The sequence below is a fragment of the Pseudomonas sp. PDM20 genome, assembly GCF_014852575.3.
GTDB lineage: Bacteria > Pseudomonadota > Gammaproteobacteria > Pseudomonadales > Pseudomonadaceae > Pseudomonas.
In genome coordinates, this window is the sequence record NZ_CM181224.1 from 206243 (window position 1) to 223791 (window position 17549).

At 67.3% G+C, this 17549-nt stretch carries 16 protein-coding genes; 12 read left to right on the forward strand and 4 right to left on the reverse strand.

Going from position 1 to position 17549, the window contains the following annotated elements:
- The first annotated feature begins 5 nt into the window (after nt 1-5).
- The 5 genes from IB261_RS00980 to IB261_RS01000 all read left to right on the forward strand — a co-directional run bounded on the left by IB261_RS00980 (nt 6) and on the right by IB261_RS01000 (nt 7486).
- A complete protein-coding gene (locus IB261_RS00980; protein WP_081518824.1) occupies nt 6-878 on the forward strand; it encodes an endonuclease/exonuclease/phosphatase family protein in 873 nt (290 codons plus the stop codon).
- Nucleotides 875-2869 carry a GGDEF domain-containing protein gene (locus IB261_RS00985; protein ID WP_192383418.1) on the forward strand — a complete coding sequence of 665 codons (1995 nt, stop codon included), beginning with the start codon at nt 875-877 and terminating at the stop codon, nt 2867-2869. The genes IB261_RS00980 and IB261_RS00985 overlap by 4 nt, the downstream gene beginning before the upstream one ends.
- A gap of 158 nt (nt 2870-3027) precedes the next feature.
- The gene (locus tag IB261_RS00990; protein ID WP_081518822.1) at nt 3028-3798 is read left to right on the forward strand and encodes a DeoR/GlpR family DNA-binding transcription regulator; all 771 of its coding nucleotides are present in this window, start codon (nt 3028-3030) and stop codon (nt 3796-3798) included.
- Nucleotides 3799-3813: 15 nt separating this feature from the next.
- A complete protein-coding gene (gene glmS, locus IB261_RS00995; RefSeq protein ID WP_081518821.1) occupies nt 3814-5649 on the forward strand; it encodes a glutamine--fructose-6-phosphate transaminase (isomerizing) in 1836 nt (611 codons plus the stop codon).
- 532 nt (nt 5650-6181) lie between these two features.
- Nucleotides 6182-7486 (forward strand): MFS family transporter, encoded by a 1305-nt coding sequence (locus IB261_RS01000; RefSeq protein ID WP_192210453.1) that lies wholly within the window; start codon nt 6182-6184, stop codon nt 7484-7486.
- Nucleotides 7487-7501: 15 nt separating this feature from the next.
- Here the strand turns inward: IB261_RS01000 and IB261_RS01005 are convergent, their stop codons facing one another.
- Nucleotides 7502-8920 (reverse strand): MDR family MFS transporter, encoded by a 1419-nt coding sequence (locus tag IB261_RS01005; RefSeq protein WP_192225740.1) that lies wholly within the window; start codon nt 8918-8920, stop codon nt 7502-7504.
- Between the two features lie 434 nt (nt 8921-9354).
- Here IB261_RS01005 and cfaB point away from each other — a divergent pair, with 434 nt between their 5' ends.
- Together cfaB and IB261_RS01015 are read left to right on the forward strand one after the other, a co-directional pair.
- Nucleotides 9355-10539: a C17 cyclopropane fatty acid synthase CfaB gene (gene cfaB / locus IB261_RS01010; RefSeq protein ID WP_192383417.1), complete on the forward strand. Its 1185-nt coding sequence runs from the start codon at nt 9355-9357 to the stop codon at nt 10537-10539.
- 131 nt (nt 10540-10670) lie between these two features.
- Nucleotides 10671-11147, forward strand: a complete 477-nt coding sequence (locus tag IB261_RS01015) for a GNAT family N-acetyltransferase (RefSeq protein ID WP_151188954.1) — start codon at nt 10671-10673, stop codon at nt 11145-11147.
- On the opposite strand, the gene folE2 is transcribed toward IB261_RS01015, so the two are convergent.
- Nucleotides 11144-12031 (reverse strand): GTP cyclohydrolase FolE2, encoded by an 888-nt coding sequence (gene folE2 / locus IB261_RS01020; RefSeq protein WP_192383416.1) that lies wholly within the window; start codon nt 12029-12031, stop codon nt 11144-11146. The genes IB261_RS01015 and folE2 overlap by 4 nt on opposite strands.
- 69 nt (nt 12032-12100) lie before the next feature.
- Nucleotides 12101-12502 carry a hypothetical protein gene (locus tag IB261_RS01025; RefSeq protein WP_192383415.1) on the reverse strand — a complete coding sequence of 134 codons (402 nt, stop codon included), beginning with the start codon at nt 12500-12502 and terminating at the stop codon, nt 12101-12103.
- A gap of 115 nt (nt 12503-12617) precedes the next feature.
- On the opposite strand from IB261_RS01025, the gene dksA reads away from it, so the two are divergent.
- Genes dksA through IB261_RS01040 form a run of 3 tightly spaced genes read left to right on the forward strand, consistent with a single transcriptional unit; the run spans nt 12618 to nt 14877 of the window.
- Entirely contained in the window at nt 12618-13022 is a 405-nt protein-coding gene (gene dksA / locus IB261_RS01030) for an RNA polymerase-binding protein DksA (RefSeq protein WP_081518815.1), read from the forward strand.
- Between the two features lie 20 nt (nt 13023-13042).
- Entirely contained in the window at nt 13043-14245 is a 1203-nt protein-coding gene (gene zigA / locus IB261_RS01035; protein WP_192383414.1) for a zinc metallochaperone GTPase ZigA, read from the forward strand.
- The gene (locus IB261_RS01040) at nt 14245-14877 is read left to right on the forward strand and encodes a DUF1826 domain-containing protein (RefSeq protein WP_151188959.1); all 633 of its coding nucleotides are present in this window, start codon (nt 14245-14247) and stop codon (nt 14875-14877) included. The genes zigA and IB261_RS01040 overlap by 1 nt, the downstream gene beginning before the upstream one ends.
- A gap of 137 nt (nt 14878-15014) precedes the next feature.
- On the opposite strand, the gene IB261_RS01045 is transcribed toward IB261_RS01040, so the two are convergent.
- Nucleotides 15015-15371: an NADH:ubiquinone oxidoreductase gene (locus IB261_RS01045; protein ID WP_192210449.1), complete on the reverse strand. Its 357-nt coding sequence runs from the start codon at nt 15369-15371 to the stop codon at nt 15015-15017.
- Between the two features lie 77 nt (nt 15372-15448).
- Between IB261_RS01045 and IB261_RS01050 the strand changes: the two genes are divergently transcribed.
- Nucleotides 15449-16411, forward strand: a complete 963-nt coding sequence (locus IB261_RS01050; protein WP_192383413.1) for a CobW family GTP-binding protein — start codon at nt 15449-15451, stop codon at nt 16409-16411.
- An 85-nt stretch (nt 16412-16496) separates the two neighbouring features.
- Complete coding sequence (locus IB261_RS01055; RefSeq protein WP_192383412.1) at nt 16497-17519, forward strand: energy transducer TonB; 1023 nt, start codon at nt 16497-16499, stop codon at nt 17517-17519.
- The last annotated feature ends 30 nt before the right edge of the window (nt 17520-17549 follow it).

Below are 17549 nucleotides of genomic sequence, written 5' to 3' on the forward strand. Positions count from 1 at the left end.
CGACGATGCTGCGCCGGCGGACTCGTGATCGTGTCGCGGGGGCCTGCGTCCCGCGGGTGAATGCCGCCCATGGGACACCCGCCGGCCTGCCCGACGACGGTCGGCTCCGCCTGCTCAGCTTCAACATCCAGGTAGGGATCAGTACCGAAAGGTACCGCCACTACCTGACCCGCGGCTGGCAGCACCTGCTGCCGGCCGCCGGGCGCGCCAGCAACCTGCAGCGCATCGGCGAACTGCTCCACGACTACGACGTGGTCGCCCTGCAGGAAGCCGACGGCGGCAGCATCCGCTCCGGCAACATCAACCAGGTCGAACACCTGGCCCAGCTCGGTGCCTTCCCCTACTGGTACCAGCAGCTCAACCGCAATCTCGGGCGCATCGCCCAGCACAGCAACGGCCTGCTCAGCCGCCTGCAGCCCACCGCCCTGGAAGACCACCCGTTGCCCGGCCCGCCCGGACGCGGCGCGATCCTCATGCGCTTCGGCGAAGGCCGTGACGCGCTGGCCGTGGTGATGATGCACCTGGCCCTCGGCGCGCGGACCCGCACCCGCCAGCTCGCCTACATCCGTGAGCTGCTGCAGGATTACCGCCACCATGTGCTGATGGGCGACATGAACACCCATGCCACCGACCTGCTGGAAAGCTCGCCGCTGCGCGACCTCCAGCTCATCGCCCCGCAGGTCGAGGCCACATTCCCCAGCTGGCGCCCACAGCGCTGCCTGGACCACATCCTGCTCAGTTCCGAGCTGGCGCTGGAACGCGTCAGTGTCCTCCCGCACCCGATTTCCGACCACCTGCCCGTGGCCGTGGAAATCCGCCTGCCGGATGCCCTGCGTTCGTCCTCGTCGCTCGCCTTGCGCGGCGAGGCCCCTGAATGAGTCGCGACGACGACCAGCGCTGGAAACAGAAGTACCTGGACAACCTCGAGCAGCAGGAAAAGCTCGAGCGCCGCTGGGATGCCCGTCTCGACCTTCTGCGTCGCGGACTGGTGCGCAGCAGCCTGGCCGCTGAAGGCAGCGACAAGGCGGTGGACGCGTGCATGAAGGAGCTGCGCGAGGTATTGCGCCGCGACGAGATGGACGCCGGCCTGTCGCGCCTGATCCCGCAGCTGGAAAAGGCCGTGCTCGACTCCGAGCAGCGCCGCCAGCAGCGCGTCGAGCAGAACATCGCCGCGCTGGGCCAGCTGTCGCAACAACTGCTGTCCCTGGACATGCCGGGTGACGTACGCAAGCCACTCAAGCGCCTGGCCAAGGACATTCCCAGCCGTGGCAGCTCCTCCCGTGAATTGCCGGCCCTGCTGGCCGAACTGAGCCGCCTGCAGCGCCAGGTGCTGGATCATTTCGGCAATGGTGGCGGCGAGCAGCGCCCCGGCTTCCTGCAACGGCTGTTCGGCAGCCGGGACAACGACGACGCAGACTTGCCGGAATCGCTGCCCACTGCGCCCGCCGCAACGGCAGAGGCAGCGCCCTTCGACGAAGTAGTGGTGGATGAACCTGTGCCCGCCGTCGGGCAACCTGCTGCACCTGCACCTGCACCTGCCGCGTCGGTGGTCGCTGAGGCGGTTGCCGAGCCCGTCATGGAGCGGGCCGGCGCCCTTGCCACGGCCTCTGCGCCAGAGCCCGTCGCCGCACTGTCCCCGGCCGCGCCGGGCGAAGCTTTCGCCATGGCGGAAGTGCTGGTCCCGGCGCGCGTGGCAGAGTCTGTCGCCCGCGACGATTCCAAGCTGCTCGACAGCCTGCCGGTGCCGCCCGGCCTGTTCGGCACGCCGGAAGACGCGCGACAGGCCAACGATCCCTACGCCCTGCCGCCGTGCCCGGAGCCCGGTTACAGCGCTGTGGCGCCACACATCGAGGCGAGCCTGCTGCGCCTGCTGGACGAGATGCACCTGCCGGCCGCCCAGCAGATCCAGGCCGAGGAGCTGCGCTCGCGCATCCATGGCAGCCTCAACTGGTACGAACTGGTGCCGGTGCTGGACGACCTGGGCGTCCTGGTGCTGTCTCTCAACGACAGCGGCCAGCGCGAGTTCGAAGGCTACCTGCACCAGCTCAACGAACGCCTGGGCACCTTCCTCGACGGCCTGCAGGCGGTCCAGGAGAATCACAGCGGCTCCAGCTCCAGCGCCCGCGACCTTGACGATACCCTGCGTGAACAGGTCAGCGGCCTGAAGGAAAGCGTGCTCGAAGCCACCGACCTTGAGGGCCTCAAGCGCAATGTCGAGTCGCGCCTGCAGGGCCTGGTCGGCACCATGGACCGCTTCCGCGAGGAGCGCGAAGTCCGTGAGCGCGAGGTGGGCGAGCGCATCCAGTCGCTGGTGACCCGCGTCACCAGCATGGAAGAGGAGGCCCGCACCTTCCAGGCGAATATCGAGGACCAGCGCCAGAAGGCCATGACCGATGCCCTGACCGGCCTGCCCAACCGCGCCGCGCTGAGCGAGCGGCTGGAGCTGGAGGTCTCGCGCTGGGAGCGCTACGGCGGTGACCTGCTGCTGGCGGTGCTCGACGTCGACCACTTCAAGCGCATCAACGACGACTTCGGCCACCTTGCCGGTGACAAGGTGCTGAAGATCATCGCCAACGAACTGGCCAAGCGCGTGCGCAAGACCGATTTCATCGCCCGCTACGGCGGCGAGGAGTTCGTCGTGCTGCTGCCCGCCACGCCGCTGGACGGCGGACAGCAACTGCTCGACGTGCTGCGCGGCGCCATCGAAGCCTGCCCGTTCCACTTCAAGGGCGAACGCCTGAGCATCACCTGCTCGGCGGGCCTGACGGCGTTCCGCGAAGGCGAGCGCGCCGAAGCCGTGTTCGAGCGCGCCGACCAGGCGCTGTACCGTGCCAAGCGCGGTGGGCGCAATCGCCTGGAAGTCGACTGAGCGCGATTCTTTCCCTGTAGGAGCGGGCCATGCCCGCGATCGCGCGCATGTCGCGCTCCTACAGAAAGAGATTTCAATCACACCGGAAATTCTTGACGAACGAAAGAACATAGGTTTTGATTCGCACACTTATCTTTCGAATCGAAACTTGATCGTTCATGTCGAAACGCAACACACCTCAACGCCGCCACGACATCCTGGCGCTGCTCGCCGAACAGGGCGAAGTCAGCGTGGACGATCTCGCGCGCCGCTTCGCCACCTCCGAGGTGACCATCCGCAAGGACCTGGCTGCCCTGGAAGGCAACGGCCTGCTGCTGCGTCGCTACGGTGGCGCGGTGCCGATGCCCCATGAGCTGATCGCCGAGCCGAGCCAGCCGCTGTCGCGCTACAAGCAGGCCATCGGCCGCGCCGCGGCTGCCTGCATCCGCGAGCACGCGCGGATCATCATCGACAGCGGCAGCACCACCGCCGCGCTGATCCCGGAGCTGGGCCGCAAGCCCGGCCTGGTGGTGATGACCAATTCCCTGAGCGTGGCCAATGCCCTGCGCGAGCTGGAGCGCGAACCGGTGCTACTGATGACCGGCGGCACCTGGGACCCGCACTCGGAGTCGTTCCAGGGCCAGGTGGCCGAACAGGTGCTGCGCTCCTACGATTTCGATCAGCTGTTCATCGGCGCCACCGGGCTCGACCTGGAGCGGGGCACGACGACCTTCAACGAACTGCTGGGCCTGAGCCGGGTCATGGCCGAGGTCGCCCGCGAGGTGATCGTCATGGCCGAGGCCGACAAGCTGGGCCGGCGCATTCCCAACCTGGAGCTGCCGTGGAGCAGCGTCCAGACCCTGATTACCGACGAACGCCTGAGCGATGAAGCGTTCGAACTGATCCAGGCGCGCGGCGTGAAAGTGATCCGCGCGCGCTGCGAAGACTGACAGGAGACCCAAGCCATGTGTGGAATCGTAGGCGCCATCGCCGAGCGCAATATCACCCCGATCCTCGTCGAAGGCCTCAAGCGCCTGGAATACCGTGGCTACGACAGCGCCGGTGTGGCGGTGATCGACAATAGCGGTGCGCTGGATCGCCGCCGCCGCGCCGGCAAGGTTTCCAGTCTCGAACAGGCCATTACCGAGCAGCCGCTGCTCGGTCGCCTGGGCATCGCCCACACCCGCTGGGCCACCCACGGCGCGCCCACCGAGGCCAACGCCCACCCGCACTTTTCCCATGGCGAGGTGGCGGTGGTGCACAACGGCATCATCGAGAACTTCGAGCCCCTGCGTGAAATGCTCAAGGCGCGCGGCTACGAGTTCACCTCACAGACCGACACCGAGGTCATCGCCCACCTGCTGCACCTGCGCCTGGGTGAGCTGGGCGACCTGAGCGTCGCGCTCAAGGCGGTGGTCAAGGAACTGCACGGTGCCTATGGCCTGGCGGTGATCAGCAGCAAGCAACCCGACCGCATCCTCGCCGCACGCAGCGGCAGCCCGCTGGTGGTGGGCCTGGGGCATGGCGAGAACTTCCTCGCTTCCGACCAACTGGCGCTGCGCCAGGTCACTGACCGCTTCATCTACCTGGAAGAAGGCGACATCGCCGAAATCCGTCGCGACGGCCTGCAGCTGTGGGACGTGAAGGGCAACCCGGTGCAGCGCGAGGAAGTGCGCTACCACGAAGGCGCCGAGGCGGCCGACAAGGGCGGCTATCGCCACTTCATGCTCAAGGAGATTCACGAGCAGCCCGCCGTGGTACAGCGCACCCTGGAAGGCCGCCTGGGTGCCCAGCAGGTGCTGGTGGACAACTTCGGCCCGCAGGCCCGCGAACTGCTGGCCAAGGTGCGCACCGTGCAGATCGTCGCCTGCGGCACCAGCTACCACGCCGGCATGGTCGCCCGATACTGGCTGGAGAGCCTGACCGGCATTCCCTGCCAGGTCGAAGTCGCCAGCGAGTTCCGCTACCGCAAGGTCGCGGTGCATCCGGACTCCCTGTTCGTCACCATCTCCCAGTCCGGCGAGACCGCCGACACCCTGGCCGCGCTGCGCTACGCCAAGGAGCTGGGCTTCCTGTCCAGCCTGGCGATCTGCAACGTCGCCACCAGTTCGCTGGTGCGCGAGTCGGACATGACCCTGCTGACCAACGCCGGCCCGGAAATCGGCGTGGCCTCCACCAAGGCCTTCACCACCCAGCTGGTCGCCCTGCTGCTGCTGACCCTGGGCATCGGCCAGGTGCAGAAGCGCCTGGGCGACGGCGTCGAAGCCGAGCTGGTGAACGAGCTGCGCCGCCTGCCGACCCACCTGGAAGAAGCCCTGTCCATGGACAAGGTGGTGGAGAAGATCAGCGAGCTGTTCGCCGAGAAGCACCACACCCTGTTCCTCGGCCGTGGCGCCCAGTACCCGGTAGCGATGGAAGGCGCGCTGAAGCTCAAGGAAATCTCCTACATCCACGCCGAGGCCTACCCGGCCGGCGAGCTCAAGCACGGCCCGCTGGCGCTGGTCGACGCCGACATGCCGGTGGTCACCGTAGCGCCGAACAACGAGCTGCTGGAGAAGCTCAAGTCCAACCTGCAGGAAGTCCGCGCCCGTGGCGGCGAGCTGGTGGTCTTCGCCGAAGGCGGCAGCGGCATCAGCGATGGCGAAGGCACCCACGTGGTGGGCATGCCGGCGATCCACGACTGCCTGGCGCCGATTCTCTACACCGTGCCGCTGCAGCTGCTGTCCTACTACGTCGCCGTGCTCAAGGGCACCGACGTCGACCAGCCGCGCAACCTGGCCAAATCGGTCACCGTGGAATAAGCCGTGACGGTGGAATAAGCCGATAAGCGTTCAGACGTGCGACGAGAAAGGTCCCTTCGGGGGCCTTTTTTCGTTTCAGGGCGTGGAAATTCAGGGGGAAAGGCGAGGGGACGGATCAACATTCCCCCGGTGCCTGCACGTCCGGGGGTGTGGACGGGGCACCGAGGCCAGGCGGCAGAGGCCGCTACACGAGGGGAATGGAAATCGACCTTGTCTTGTGGACAAGGTCGGGCTCCGGCCCTGCGAGGGGTACCTGACAAGTCTCCCGCAGGGCGGGGAGCGCGCCAACGATAGAAGCTGGCTAGTGGCCGGTCAATCGGAAACGACAAACGCGCGTTCGCAAGTGTCCGATATTCGAACCAAAAGGGCCGGTCGGGACCGCGGATTTCGTTAGCCGGCTATCGGAGGCGTCTATACTGTTTCTGATTGTGTCCGGGAAAACTCCGCTCCTGGAGCGACGCTCGGGCACGGACGGCAGAAGGATTTCCGTCCATCAAGACGGGACGCTGTTCCAACTGACAAGAGAATCCCCATGAACACACCTGCCGTACCGCAATACTCCGCCCACGAGCGTCGCTCGCGCATCCTCGCCATCGTCGGCGCTTCGTCGGGCAACCTGGTGGAGTGGTTCGACTTCTACGTCTACGCCTTCACCGCGCTGTACTTCGCCCACGCCTTCTTCCCCTCGGACGATCCGACGGTGCAGCTGCTCAACACCGCCGGGGTATTCGCCGCGGGCTTCCTGATGCGTCCGATCGGCGGCTGGCTGTTCGGCCGCATCGCCGACAAGAAGGGCCGCAAGACCGCGATGATGATCTCGGTGCTGATGATGTGCGGCGGCTCGCTGGCGATTGCGGTGATGCCGACCTACGCCACCATCGGCGTCGCGGCGCCGGCGCTGCTGCTGCTGGCGCGGCTGTTCCAGGGCCTTTCCGTGGGAGGCGAGTACGGCACCAGCGCGACCTACATGAGCGAAGTGGCGCTCAAGGGCCAGCGCGGCTTCTTCGCTTCCTTCCAGTACGTGACCCTGATCGGCGGCCAGCTGCTGGCCGTGCTGGTGGTGGTGGTCCTGCAGCAACTGCTGACCACCGACGAGCTGAAGGAATGGGGCTGGCGGATTCCCTTCGTGGTCGGCGCGATCACTGCGGTGATCGCCTTCTACCTGCGTCGTTCGCTGCACGAGACGGCCAAGGAGTCGAACCTCAACCGCAAGGAGTCGGGCACCCTCTCCGAACTGTTCACCCACCACAAGCGCGCCTTCTTCACCGTGCTCGGCTTCACCGCCGGCGGCTCGCTGATCTTCTACACCTTCACCACCTACATGCAGAAATACCTGGTGAACACCGCCGGCATGGACCCGAAGGTGGCCAGCGGCGTGATGACCTTCGCGCTGTTCTGCTACATGTGCATGCAGCCGCTGTTCGGCGCACTGTCCGACCGCATCGGCCGCAAGACCTCGATGCTCTGGTTCGGCGCTCTCGGGCTGATCTTCACCTGGCCGATCCTTTCCGCGCTGAAGGCGGTGAGCAGCCCGTACCTGGCCTTCGTGCTGATCATCGCGGCCATGGCCATCGTCAGCCTGTACACCTCGATCAGCGGCCTGATCAAGGCGGAGATGTTCCCGCCGCAGATTCGCGCCCTGGGCGTGGGCCTGTCCTACGCGGTGGGCAACGCGATCTTCGGCGGCTCGGCCGAATACGCCGCGCTGGGCCTGAAGACCATGGGCATGGAAGAGGTGTTCTACCTCTACGTTTCGGTCATGTGCGGCGTAGCGCTGGTGGTTTGCCTGCTGCTGCCGGACCTGCGCAAGGTCAGCTACCTCAACGACGAGGACTGACCTGCGCCGGCGGCGCTAGTCGTTGCCCCGGCCGCGCAGGGCGTGGTCGGGCAGCGACAGGGCGATCAGCAGGGCGAGGGCGCCGAAGCCCGCGTTGATCAGGAACAGGTGCCCGAATACCCCATCCAGCGTGAGCCGCTGCGCCTCGTGGCCGGCTCCGCTGAGGCTGGCCAGCAGTGCGCTGGTCGACAGACCATGACCCGCCGAGCCCGCCAGCGGCTGCAGCATCGCCAGCAGCAGCGCGGACATCAGCGCGATCCCCACCGCTCCGCCCAGTGAGCGGAACAGCGTGATGTTGCTGGTCGCCACGCCCAGGTGTTTCGTCTCCACCGCGCTCTGCGCCGCTACCAGGCTGGTGGGGAACTGCGTGCCGGCGGCAATGCCGGTGAGCAGCATGCAGACGCCCGAGATGAAGTACGCGCTCGGCGGCGTCAGCGCCAGGCCGGCAATTGCCAGCGGCATCAGCAGCGCGCCACCGACGATCTGCGGCTTGTAGCGGCCGATGATCGCGGTGAGACGGCCGCAGCAGTACGCGCCGATCGGCACGCCCATGGCCAGCGGCAGCAGGTGCAGTGCGGCGCTGTCCGCGCCCGCGCCGGTGACCGACTGGAAGCGCAGCGGCACCAGCACCGACAGCGAGATGACCTGGAAGCTGGCGAAGAAGCTGATCAGCCAGCTCAGGGTGGCTGCGCGAATACCGAACAGGTGCATCGGCACCAGGGGTTCCGGCGCGCGGCGCTCCTGCAGCACGAACAGGGCGATCAGCACCACGGCGGCGACGAACAGCGCGAGCATCTGTGGGTCGTTCCAGCGCGCGCCCTGGCCGACCTCGGTGATCGCCAGCAGCAGGCTGCCCAGGCCTGCGATCATCAGCATCGTGCCGAGGTAGTCGATCACCGGCTTGCGCCCCGGCACCGGCAGGCCGCGCAGGGTCCGGCGCGACACCGCGAGGGCGACCAGGCCCACAGGCAGGTTGATCAGGAACACCCAGCGCCACGACAGGTACTCGGTGAGCAGCCCGCCCAGCACCGGGCCGGCGATGCTCGCCACTGCGTACATGCTGCTGAAGTAGCCCTGGTAGCGGCCGCGTTCGCGCGGCGGGACGATGTCACCAATGATCGCCTGGCTCACCGACATCATGCCGCCGGCGCCGATGCCCTGCAGGACGCGGGCGAGCACCAGCTGCTCCATGCTCTGGGCGGCGCCGCAGAGCAGCGAGGCGACGGTGAACAGGCCGATGGCGAAGAGCATCAGCACGCGGCGGCCGTAGAGATCGCCGAGCTTGCCGTAGATCGGCATGGAGATGGTCATCGCCACCATGTAGCCGGAGATGACCCAGGCCAGCAGGTCGAAATCGCCGAAGCCTGCGGAGATCGCCGGGAGGGAAACGGCGACGATGGTCTGGTCGAGCGCACCGAGGAAGATCGCCAGCATCAGCCCCACCAGCACGGTGCGGACCGCCGGGCGAGGCGCGGAGAAGGTAGTCAAGACAGCCCCCTTGGACGGCAGAGGCCCTCCGGTCGGAAGGCGCGCGGAGGGGGCCACAGTGTAGTGCAATGGAGTGACGATCTGTCACATCGGCATCATCGTTACCGGGCAGGAAAGGCTCTATCTCAGGCTTGGCAACGATAGGTGGCGAAGCGGCTGCTACGCTTGCGTAGCGAACTATTGTTTCGTGCAGGGTCTTTCGTGCACGGGGCCTGTGAATTCTTTTGGAACGCCTCCCGCTGGGGGGCGCTCCACAGCAAAGGAATCGGCAGGTCCACCGCTGCGGTCGGCGCCCGATAGTTTTCCGCGGGCCAGGCCATAGGCGAAGACTATGGAAGTGCTGGTCTATAGTTCTTCAGCCCTGTGACCAGGAGGTTTGCATGAAAGCCAATCTGCCCTCTGAGTTGCTGTCCCTGCAGTTGCCGCTGCGAATCCGCATCGGCGAGGCCCAGGCGTTCGACCTGGGCCCCGACCCGCAGGTAACTCTGGTTGTCCGCGATCCCACGCTGCTGACCGAGATCACCCATCCCAGCCTCGATATCCTCGGTCGCGCCTACGTCGAGAACCGAATGGACATCGAGGGGCCGATGCAGGAAGTGATCGCCACGGCCGACGCCCTGAGCGCCGCGCTGGGTGACGACGACGACGATGCCGACTACGTGCGCGAAAGCCACGACAAGGCCACCGACGCCGAAGCCATCCATTACCACTACGACCTGTCCAACGCGTTCTACCAGCTCTGGCTCGACCCGGAGATGGTGTACTCCTGCGCCTACTTCGAGACCGGCAACGAAAACCTGGCCAGCGCCCAGCTCGCCAAGCTGCGTCACCTGTGCCGCAAGCTGCGCCTGAAACCGGGCGAGAAGCTGCTCGACGTCGGCTGCGGCTGGGGCGGGCTGGCGCGCCTGGCGGCGCGGGAGTTCGGCGCACAGGTGCACGGCATCACCCTCAGCGAGGAGCAGCTCAAGCTCGGCCGCGAGCGGGTCAAGACGGAAGGACTGGAAGGCAAGGTGACCCTGGAATTGCGCGACTACCGTGACCTGCCGCGCGATGGCCGCTACGACAAGGTGGTCAGCGTCGGCATGTTCGAACACGTCGGCCACGCCAACCTGGGCCTCTACTTCCAGCACCTGTACGACGCGGTGCGGCCGGGCGGGCTGGTGATGAACCACGGCATCACCTCCAGCAACACCGACGGCCGCCCGGTCGGGCGCGGCGCGGGTGACTTCATCGACCGCTACGTGTTCCCCCACGGCGAGCTGCCGCACCTGTCGCTGGCCGTCGCCCGCATGAGCGAGGCGGGGCTCGAAGTGGTCGACGTCGAAGGGCTGCGCCTGCACTACGCGCGCACCCTGGACTTCTGGAGCAACAGCCTCGAGGCCAGGCTGGCCGAGGCGGCAAAACTGGTGCCCGACCAGGCCCTGCGCATCTGGCGCCTGTATCTGGCCGGTTGTGCCTACGGCTTCAAGAAGGGCTGGATCAACCTGCACCAGATTCTCGCCAGCAAGCCGCATACCGACGGCGGCCACGAAGTGCCCTGGAGCCGCCGCGACCTCTACGCCTGAGCCTGTTCGTGGCGTGCCATCGGGCCCGGCTTGCCGGGCCCGATGTCTTTACGGCGCGCAGCAAAAGGCTTGCATCGGGGGGCCGGGGAGGCTAAACCGCCTTTCCCCACTGACTCTTTGGTAGATGAATCATGGTGAATTTCTTCCCGGACCTGTCCCTCGTCGAACTCTCGCCCGCGCAGGCGCCCTGGCCACTGTTGCTCAAGGCCGACCCCAGCCGCGAACAGATCGAGAGCTACCTGCCCGATTCCCGCCTGCTGGCGCTGAACGAGGCGGATTCCGTGCGCGGTGTGCTGACGCTGACTCCCCGCGAGTCCGGCGTCGCCGAGATCACCAGCCTCGCGGTCGAAGACGAATGGCAGGAGCGCGGCCTGGGCCGCCGCCTGCTGCTGGCGGCCATCGAGCAGGCGCGCGAGGCAGGCCTGCAGCGTCTGACCATCGCCACCGGCAACTCCAGCCTGGCCCAGCTCGGCCTGTACCAGCGCCTGGGCTTCCGCATCGTCGGCATCGAGCCGGATCACTTCGTGCGGCATTACCCCGAGCCGATCTACGAGAACGGCATCCAGTGCCGCGACCAGATTCGCCTGGCGCTCGACCTCGGCGCCTAGTCGCGCACCCAGCGGCTCACCGCCACCGCATCGTGGGCGTGCAGGCTTTCCGCATGCACCACGCGCACCTCGAAGCCTGACACCTCTTCGCGCTGCAACAGCGCCCGGTGCAGCCGGCGTGCGGCATCCTCGCAGAACATCAGGTTCTGCCCATTGGCCAGGGCGAACGCCTGTTCGTCGGCGCGCTTGACTGCCGTCTGCACGGCGGTGCCGAGGGCGTCTTCGGCGTGGTCGATCAGCTCGCTGAAAGCGAATGCCGGTGCGGTCGGGTCGAGTCTCAGGTTCAGCTGTGCCTCGCTGCGCTGGCTGTGCGGCGTGGCGACTATGCCCTGCGGGCTGCCGAGCCAGGCGCGGACCTCGCTGGCCTTCAGCGGGCGGTCGGCGAAGTCGGCGTCGAAGTGCTCCTGGATCAGCTGGCGCGCCAGCGCCGCCGAGCACGGGCAGGTCGAGGAGTAGGGCAGATTCAGGTGCAACTCCAGGTGCAGCGCATCGTCCTCCAGCTGCGCGTGGATCTCGCAGGCGTAGCGCTTCCAGCCGCTCAGCGGGCTGACCAGTGCCGGGCGTCGCAGCAGCAGTTCGAAACGCAGCGTCAGGCTGGCGCGCCGGGAAAGCTGCGCGTGGCTCCTGAGGAACTGCCTGAGCAGGTCACGCAGCAGCGCCGGTGAAAGCTCCGCATCCGCCAGCGCCTCCAGCGCCAGGTACAGCCGCGACATGTGGATGCCGCGCGCGTCGGCTTCGTCGAGGCTGACGCCGGCGTCGGCATAGGCGGCAACGCGCTCGCCAGCGATACGCAGCGGCACGGCGATGCCTTGCATGCCGACCCAGTCGAGCGGGATGGGCAGGCGGGTGGATTGGCAGGCGATATCGGGGAGCAGGGCGGTCATGGGCGGGTCACGGTCGGCAATTGTTATAATATAACGTATTTGCTTCCCGCCGATCCCGCAATGGGCTCGTCAGCGTTCGTGCTGCTTGCAACCGCTGACCCGGCCGCAGGTCAGGCGCGCACTGTCACCCGTGGAGCTGCTGAAGCGGCTGATGTTGGTCCAGCCGATCCCGCGGCTGGTGCCGACCCACACCTGGCCATCGCTGGTCACCCCGCTGAAGAAGGTCAGCCTGCCGTAGCGCGTGCCGGTCTGCGCCCAACGTCGTCCGCTGCTCGCCTCGAAACCGCGCAGGTAGGTGTCGTGGCCCTGGGTGGCGACGCTGTAGAGATTCCCCGAATCGTCCATGCAGGCCAGCACCGAAGCCGACCAGGCGCAGCGCGCCGGTTCCTCGCCGGGGAAAGGCAGTGGCGCGGACCCGCTGGCGTGGGCGAAGGGAGCGAACAGGCAGAGCAGCAGGGCGCGGCGCAGCATCGAGGGTCTCGGCAGATGGGTGGAGCGAAGCGTCGATATCGCACGTCGGCAGGCTATTGTCGAGCGTGCATTGTTATAATATAACATAAAAGATCACTCCCTTCCGGAGACGGTCATGACCGAACAGGAACTGCTCGCCCAGCCCGGCGAGGCCTACATGAGCGAGGCGCAACAGGGCTATTTCCGCGCACTGCTGCTGGACCAGCGCGACGAACTGCAAGGGCGCATCGAGGAGGAGTTCCAGGCTCTGCAGGACACCGAGCGGGCCAGCGACGAAGCCGATGTCGCCAGCCGCGAGGAGTCGCGCCAGTGGCAACTGCGCCTGCTGGAGCGCGAGAAGAAGCTGCTCGACAAGATCGACCAGGCGCTGGAGCGCCTGGCCCGGGGCGATTACGGCTGGTGCGAGGAAACCGGCGAACCGATCGGTCTGCGCCGCCTGCTGCTGCGCCCCACCGCCTCGCTGTGCATCGAGGCCAAGGAGCGCCAGGAACGGCGCGAACTGCACGTCCGCGAAGCCTGAAATCCCTGGAGATGATCCCCGTGAACGCCCCACTCCCCGTCACCGTCCTGTCCGGCTTCCTTGGCGCCGGCAAGAGCACTCTGCTCAACCATGTGCTGAAGAACCGCGAGGACCTCAAGGTCGCGGTCATCGTCAACGACATGAGCGAAATCAACATCGACGGCCGCGAGGTGCAGCGCGATGTCAGCCTCAACCGTGGCCAGGAGCGCCTCGTGGAGATGAGCAACGGCTGCATCTGCTGCACCCTGCGCGAGGACCTGCTGGAAGAGGTCAGCCGCCTCGCCAGAGAAGGTCGCTTCGACTACCTGCTGATCGAATCCACCGGCATCTCCGAACCGCTGCCGGTGGCCGAGACCTTCACCTTCCGCGACGAGCAGGGCCGCAGCCTGTCTGACCTGGCGCGGCTGGACACGCTGGTCACGGTGGTCGACGGGCTGAACTTCCTCGCCGACTACCAGGGCGCCGACAGCCTCGCCGAGCGTGGTGAAACCCTGGGCGAGGACGACGAGCGCTCACTCAGCGACCTGCTGGTGGAGCAGGTGGAGTTCGCCGACGTGATCCTGGTGAGCAAGATCGACCTGATCGGTAGCGCCGAGCGTGACGAGTTGCTGGCGATCCTGCGCCGGCTCAACCCGGACGCCGACATCCAGCCCATGGTCATGGGCCAGGTGCCGCTGGCGAGCATCCTCGACACCGGCCGCTTCGACTTCCAGCGCGCCGAGCGGGCGCCGGGCTGGCTCAAGGAACTGCGCGGCGAGCACCTGCCGGAGACCGAGGCCTATGGCATCTCCTCGGATGTCTACCGGGCGCGCCGGCCCTTCCACCCGCAGCGCTTCCACGACTTCCTCGCCCGGCCCTGGAGCAACGGCCGGCTGCTGCGCTCCAAGGGCTTCTTCTGGCTCGCCAGCCGCTACCGCGAGGCCGGTAGCTGGTCCCAGGCCGGCGGCCTGATGCGTCATGGCCTGGCCGGGCGCTGGTGGCGCTTCGTCCCGCGCGAGCACTGGCCGCAGGACACCACCGAGCTGCAGGGCGTGCTGCGCCACTGGCGCGAAGACAGCGGCGATTGCCGCCAGGAACTGGTGTTCATCGGTCAGAACCTGGACTTCCCGCAGCTGTTCGCCGAACTGGACGACTGCCTGCTCGACGAAGAAGAAATGGCCGCCGGCACCACCGCCTGGAAACGCCTGCCCGATCCCTTCGAACCCTGGGAGGCCGGCGCCTGATGCTCGCCCTCGAAACCCCCGTCTGGCCGCGCCAGGTGCTCAGCGACGATCCGCAGGTGCTCGCCGAAGTGCTCAAGGAAGACGTCAACCTGGCCGTCTGGCAACGCACGCTGTACCCGGAAATCAGCAGCTTCGCCGGTTGGCTGGGGACCCAGGCGCTGGACCTGACGCAGAGCCTCGAGGTGGTCGATGAGCGCGTCGAACTGGGCGACCTGCTGCGCCAGTACGCCATGCTCGACGGCTGCACGCTGTTTCGCAGCGACCTGCAATGGCTGGCCGAAGCCTTCGCCTGCCTGACCGGTGCGCAGCGCATCGGCCTGCGCCTGCGCAGCCTGGACAAGGCCATGTGTCCGCGCTTCCACGTCGATCACGTACCGCTGCGCCTGGTCACGACCTACTCGGGCCCCGCCAGCCAATGGCTGGAGGAGTGGGCCATGGCCCGCGCACGGCTGGGCGATGCGGCGGCCGAACCGGTCAGCCGGGCGGAGATTCGCGAGATGGCCGCCGGCGACGTGGGGCTGTTCAAGGGCGAGAAATGGGCCGGCAATCTCGGCGGCGGCATCGTCCACCGCTCGCCGCTGCCGGCGCCGGGTGAGCGACGCCTGCTGCTCACGCTCGACTGGCTCGGCTGAGGTTTCGCGCGGGCAAAAAAATGGGCCGCCCGGGGAGAGCGGCCCAATTCACCAAGATCATGTCCGGCGTGGGGTGCCGGGAGGGTGTGAGGTACCCGACGTCAGTAAGCCCGAGCCGTGTGACAGGGCGATGACCGTTACTGCGGTTTGCGCCAGTGGCCGTTGCTCTGTTGTTCGCAGAAGGGCTGGAGGACGCGCGCGTCGCTGGCCACGCCGTAGTAGTGGATGTCCTGGCGATAGGGCACGCCCTGGGTCTGGGCGTTCTCGCAGACACCGAAGGCGCCGCTGGGGCAATTCTCGGCGTAGGTCACCTCGACCTTCTGGTCCTTGAGCTGCGGCTGGCAGAAACCCTCGCGGAAGAGTTTTTCCGGAATGGTGCGATTCTGCTGGCAGACCTTCACGTCGACGTCCTTGCCCTGGGTGTGCACCACGCAGGCCTCGCCGTGGGCGAGCAGGGGCAGGCAGGCGAGGGCGAGAGGCAGCAACAGGCGCATGATCGATCCGGGGTTGGCGAAAGAAAGCCGCGACTCTAGCGCTTTTCCCGGCGAGCGTCAGGCGGCACCATGGGCGAATGTTGAAGCAGATCCCGACTCATCTCATCGCCGGCCCCCTCGGGGCGGGCAAGACCAGCCTGCTGCAGGACTTGCTGGGGCAACGCCCGGCGGGAGAGCGCTGGGCCGTGCTGGTCAACGAATTCGGCCAGGTCGGCCTGGATGCCGCGTTGTTGTCCCGTGACGACGACGGCATCGCCCTGGGCGAAGTCGCCGGCGGCTGTCTGTGCTGCGTGAACGGCGCACCGTTCCAGGTCGGCCTCGGCCGGCTGCTGCGCAAGGCCAGGCCGCAACGGCTGTTCATCGAGCCCTCCGGCCTCGGCCATCCCGCGCAACTGCTGGCGCAACTGCGCGCCGCGCCCTGGCAGGGCGTGCTGGCGGTGCAGCCGCTGGTGATGGTGCTCGATGCTGCCGCACTGGCCGCCGGGCAGCCCTTGCCCGAGGCGCAGCAGTTGGCGCTGGGCGAGACGGCGCTGCTGCTGATGAACAAGTCCGAAGCGCTGGATGACGCGGCGCGTGCGGCCCTGGTGGCGCGCTTGCCGGAGGCGGCGTTGCGCTGGACGACCCACGGCCGATTACTGCTGGGCGAGCTGCCGAGTACCCCGATTGAAGTGACGGGCGCTGATTTGCCGCAGGGCGCTTCGTCCATCGAACCGGCGATGCTGTTGCGTCGAGAGTCGCCGCTGCGTCAGGTGCGCGTTGAAGAGGGCCGACAGGCGGTCGGATGGCGCTTCCACCGTGACTGGCGCTTCCGCACGGCCGAGCTGGACGCCTGGCTGGCCGGGCTTCCCGGCCTGTTGCGGGCCAAGGCGGTGCTGCACGGCGAGGACGCCTGGCTGGCCTGCAACCGTACCGTTGGTCCGGCGCCGTGGACGCCCAGCGCCTGGCGCAAGGACAGCCGGATAGAGCTGATTCTGGCTGCGGAACTTGATCCACAGGGCTTGCAGGACGACCTTTTGCGCTGTGCCATCGCGCCGATCTGACAGATAAGGTTGCCCTCGCGTAACGAGTGAATGATAATAATTATCAGCAGATACTGCTTCGTGAACTCTTCCCGCAGGCTTTCTCATGTCGTTATCTCAACCGCGCAAAGCGGCGGACCCCGTTCCTGCCGTGGACGCTGAGGAACAGCTGTTCACTTCCGCCACGGCGGATGACAGCGCCCATTTGCCCAGCGTGAACGCCCAGCGCGTCAATGAGGCCACCCTGCGACTCGTCAGCTGCGCGGGTCCCCGTCGTGACGAGGAAGTGGTTCCCGAAGAGGTCCTGATTCCCTATGCCGCGCCGGTCGAAGGCGTGGAAGAGGGCGAGCAACCGCCGCCCCCCAGTGGCTGGTGGAAGTCCTCGGGCCTGGCGATCGCCATGCACGTGGCCATCGTCGCCGCGCTGGTCTGGGTGATGCCCACCCCGGCCGAGCTGAATCTGGGCGCGGGCGAGATGCCCAAGGCCATGCAGGTGAGTGTCGTCACCCTGCCGCCCAAGCCTGAAGTGCAGCAGCCGCCCGCTGCTGCGCCGACCCCGCCGCCGCCCGAGCCCGAACCGCCGAAGCCGATCGAGCCGCCCAAGCCGGTGGAAAAGCCCAAGCCCAAACCCAAGCCGCCCGAGAAGGCCGTGCCCAAGGTTTCGCCCAAGCCCAAGCCGAAACCCAAGCCCGAGCCGGACCCGGAGCCCGCCGAGGAAGCTGCCGCGCCGCCGACTCCGGCCGCACCGCCGCCGCCCGCCGCGCCGACCGTTGGCCAGTTCACCCAGGGCGCCCAGGCCGCGCCCACCGGTTCGCAAGGCCCCGCTGGCCTGCCCACCGGCAGCCTGAACGACAGCGACATCAAGCCGCTGCGCATGGACCCGCCGGTCTACCCGCGCATGGCGCTGAACCGTGGCATCGAGGGGCGAGTCAAGGTGCTGTTCACCATCACCAGCGATGGCCGCATCGCCGACATCCAGGTGCTGGAGTCCACGCCGCCGCGCATGTTCGACAACGCCGTGCGCGATGCCATGGACAAGTGGCGCTTCGAACCCCGTGTCAGCGGTGGCCGGATCGTCGCGCGCCAGGCGACCAAGGTGTTCTTCTTCAAGCTTGAAGGGCGTCGCTGACGGCCTGCCGAGCCAAACAAAAAACGCGCC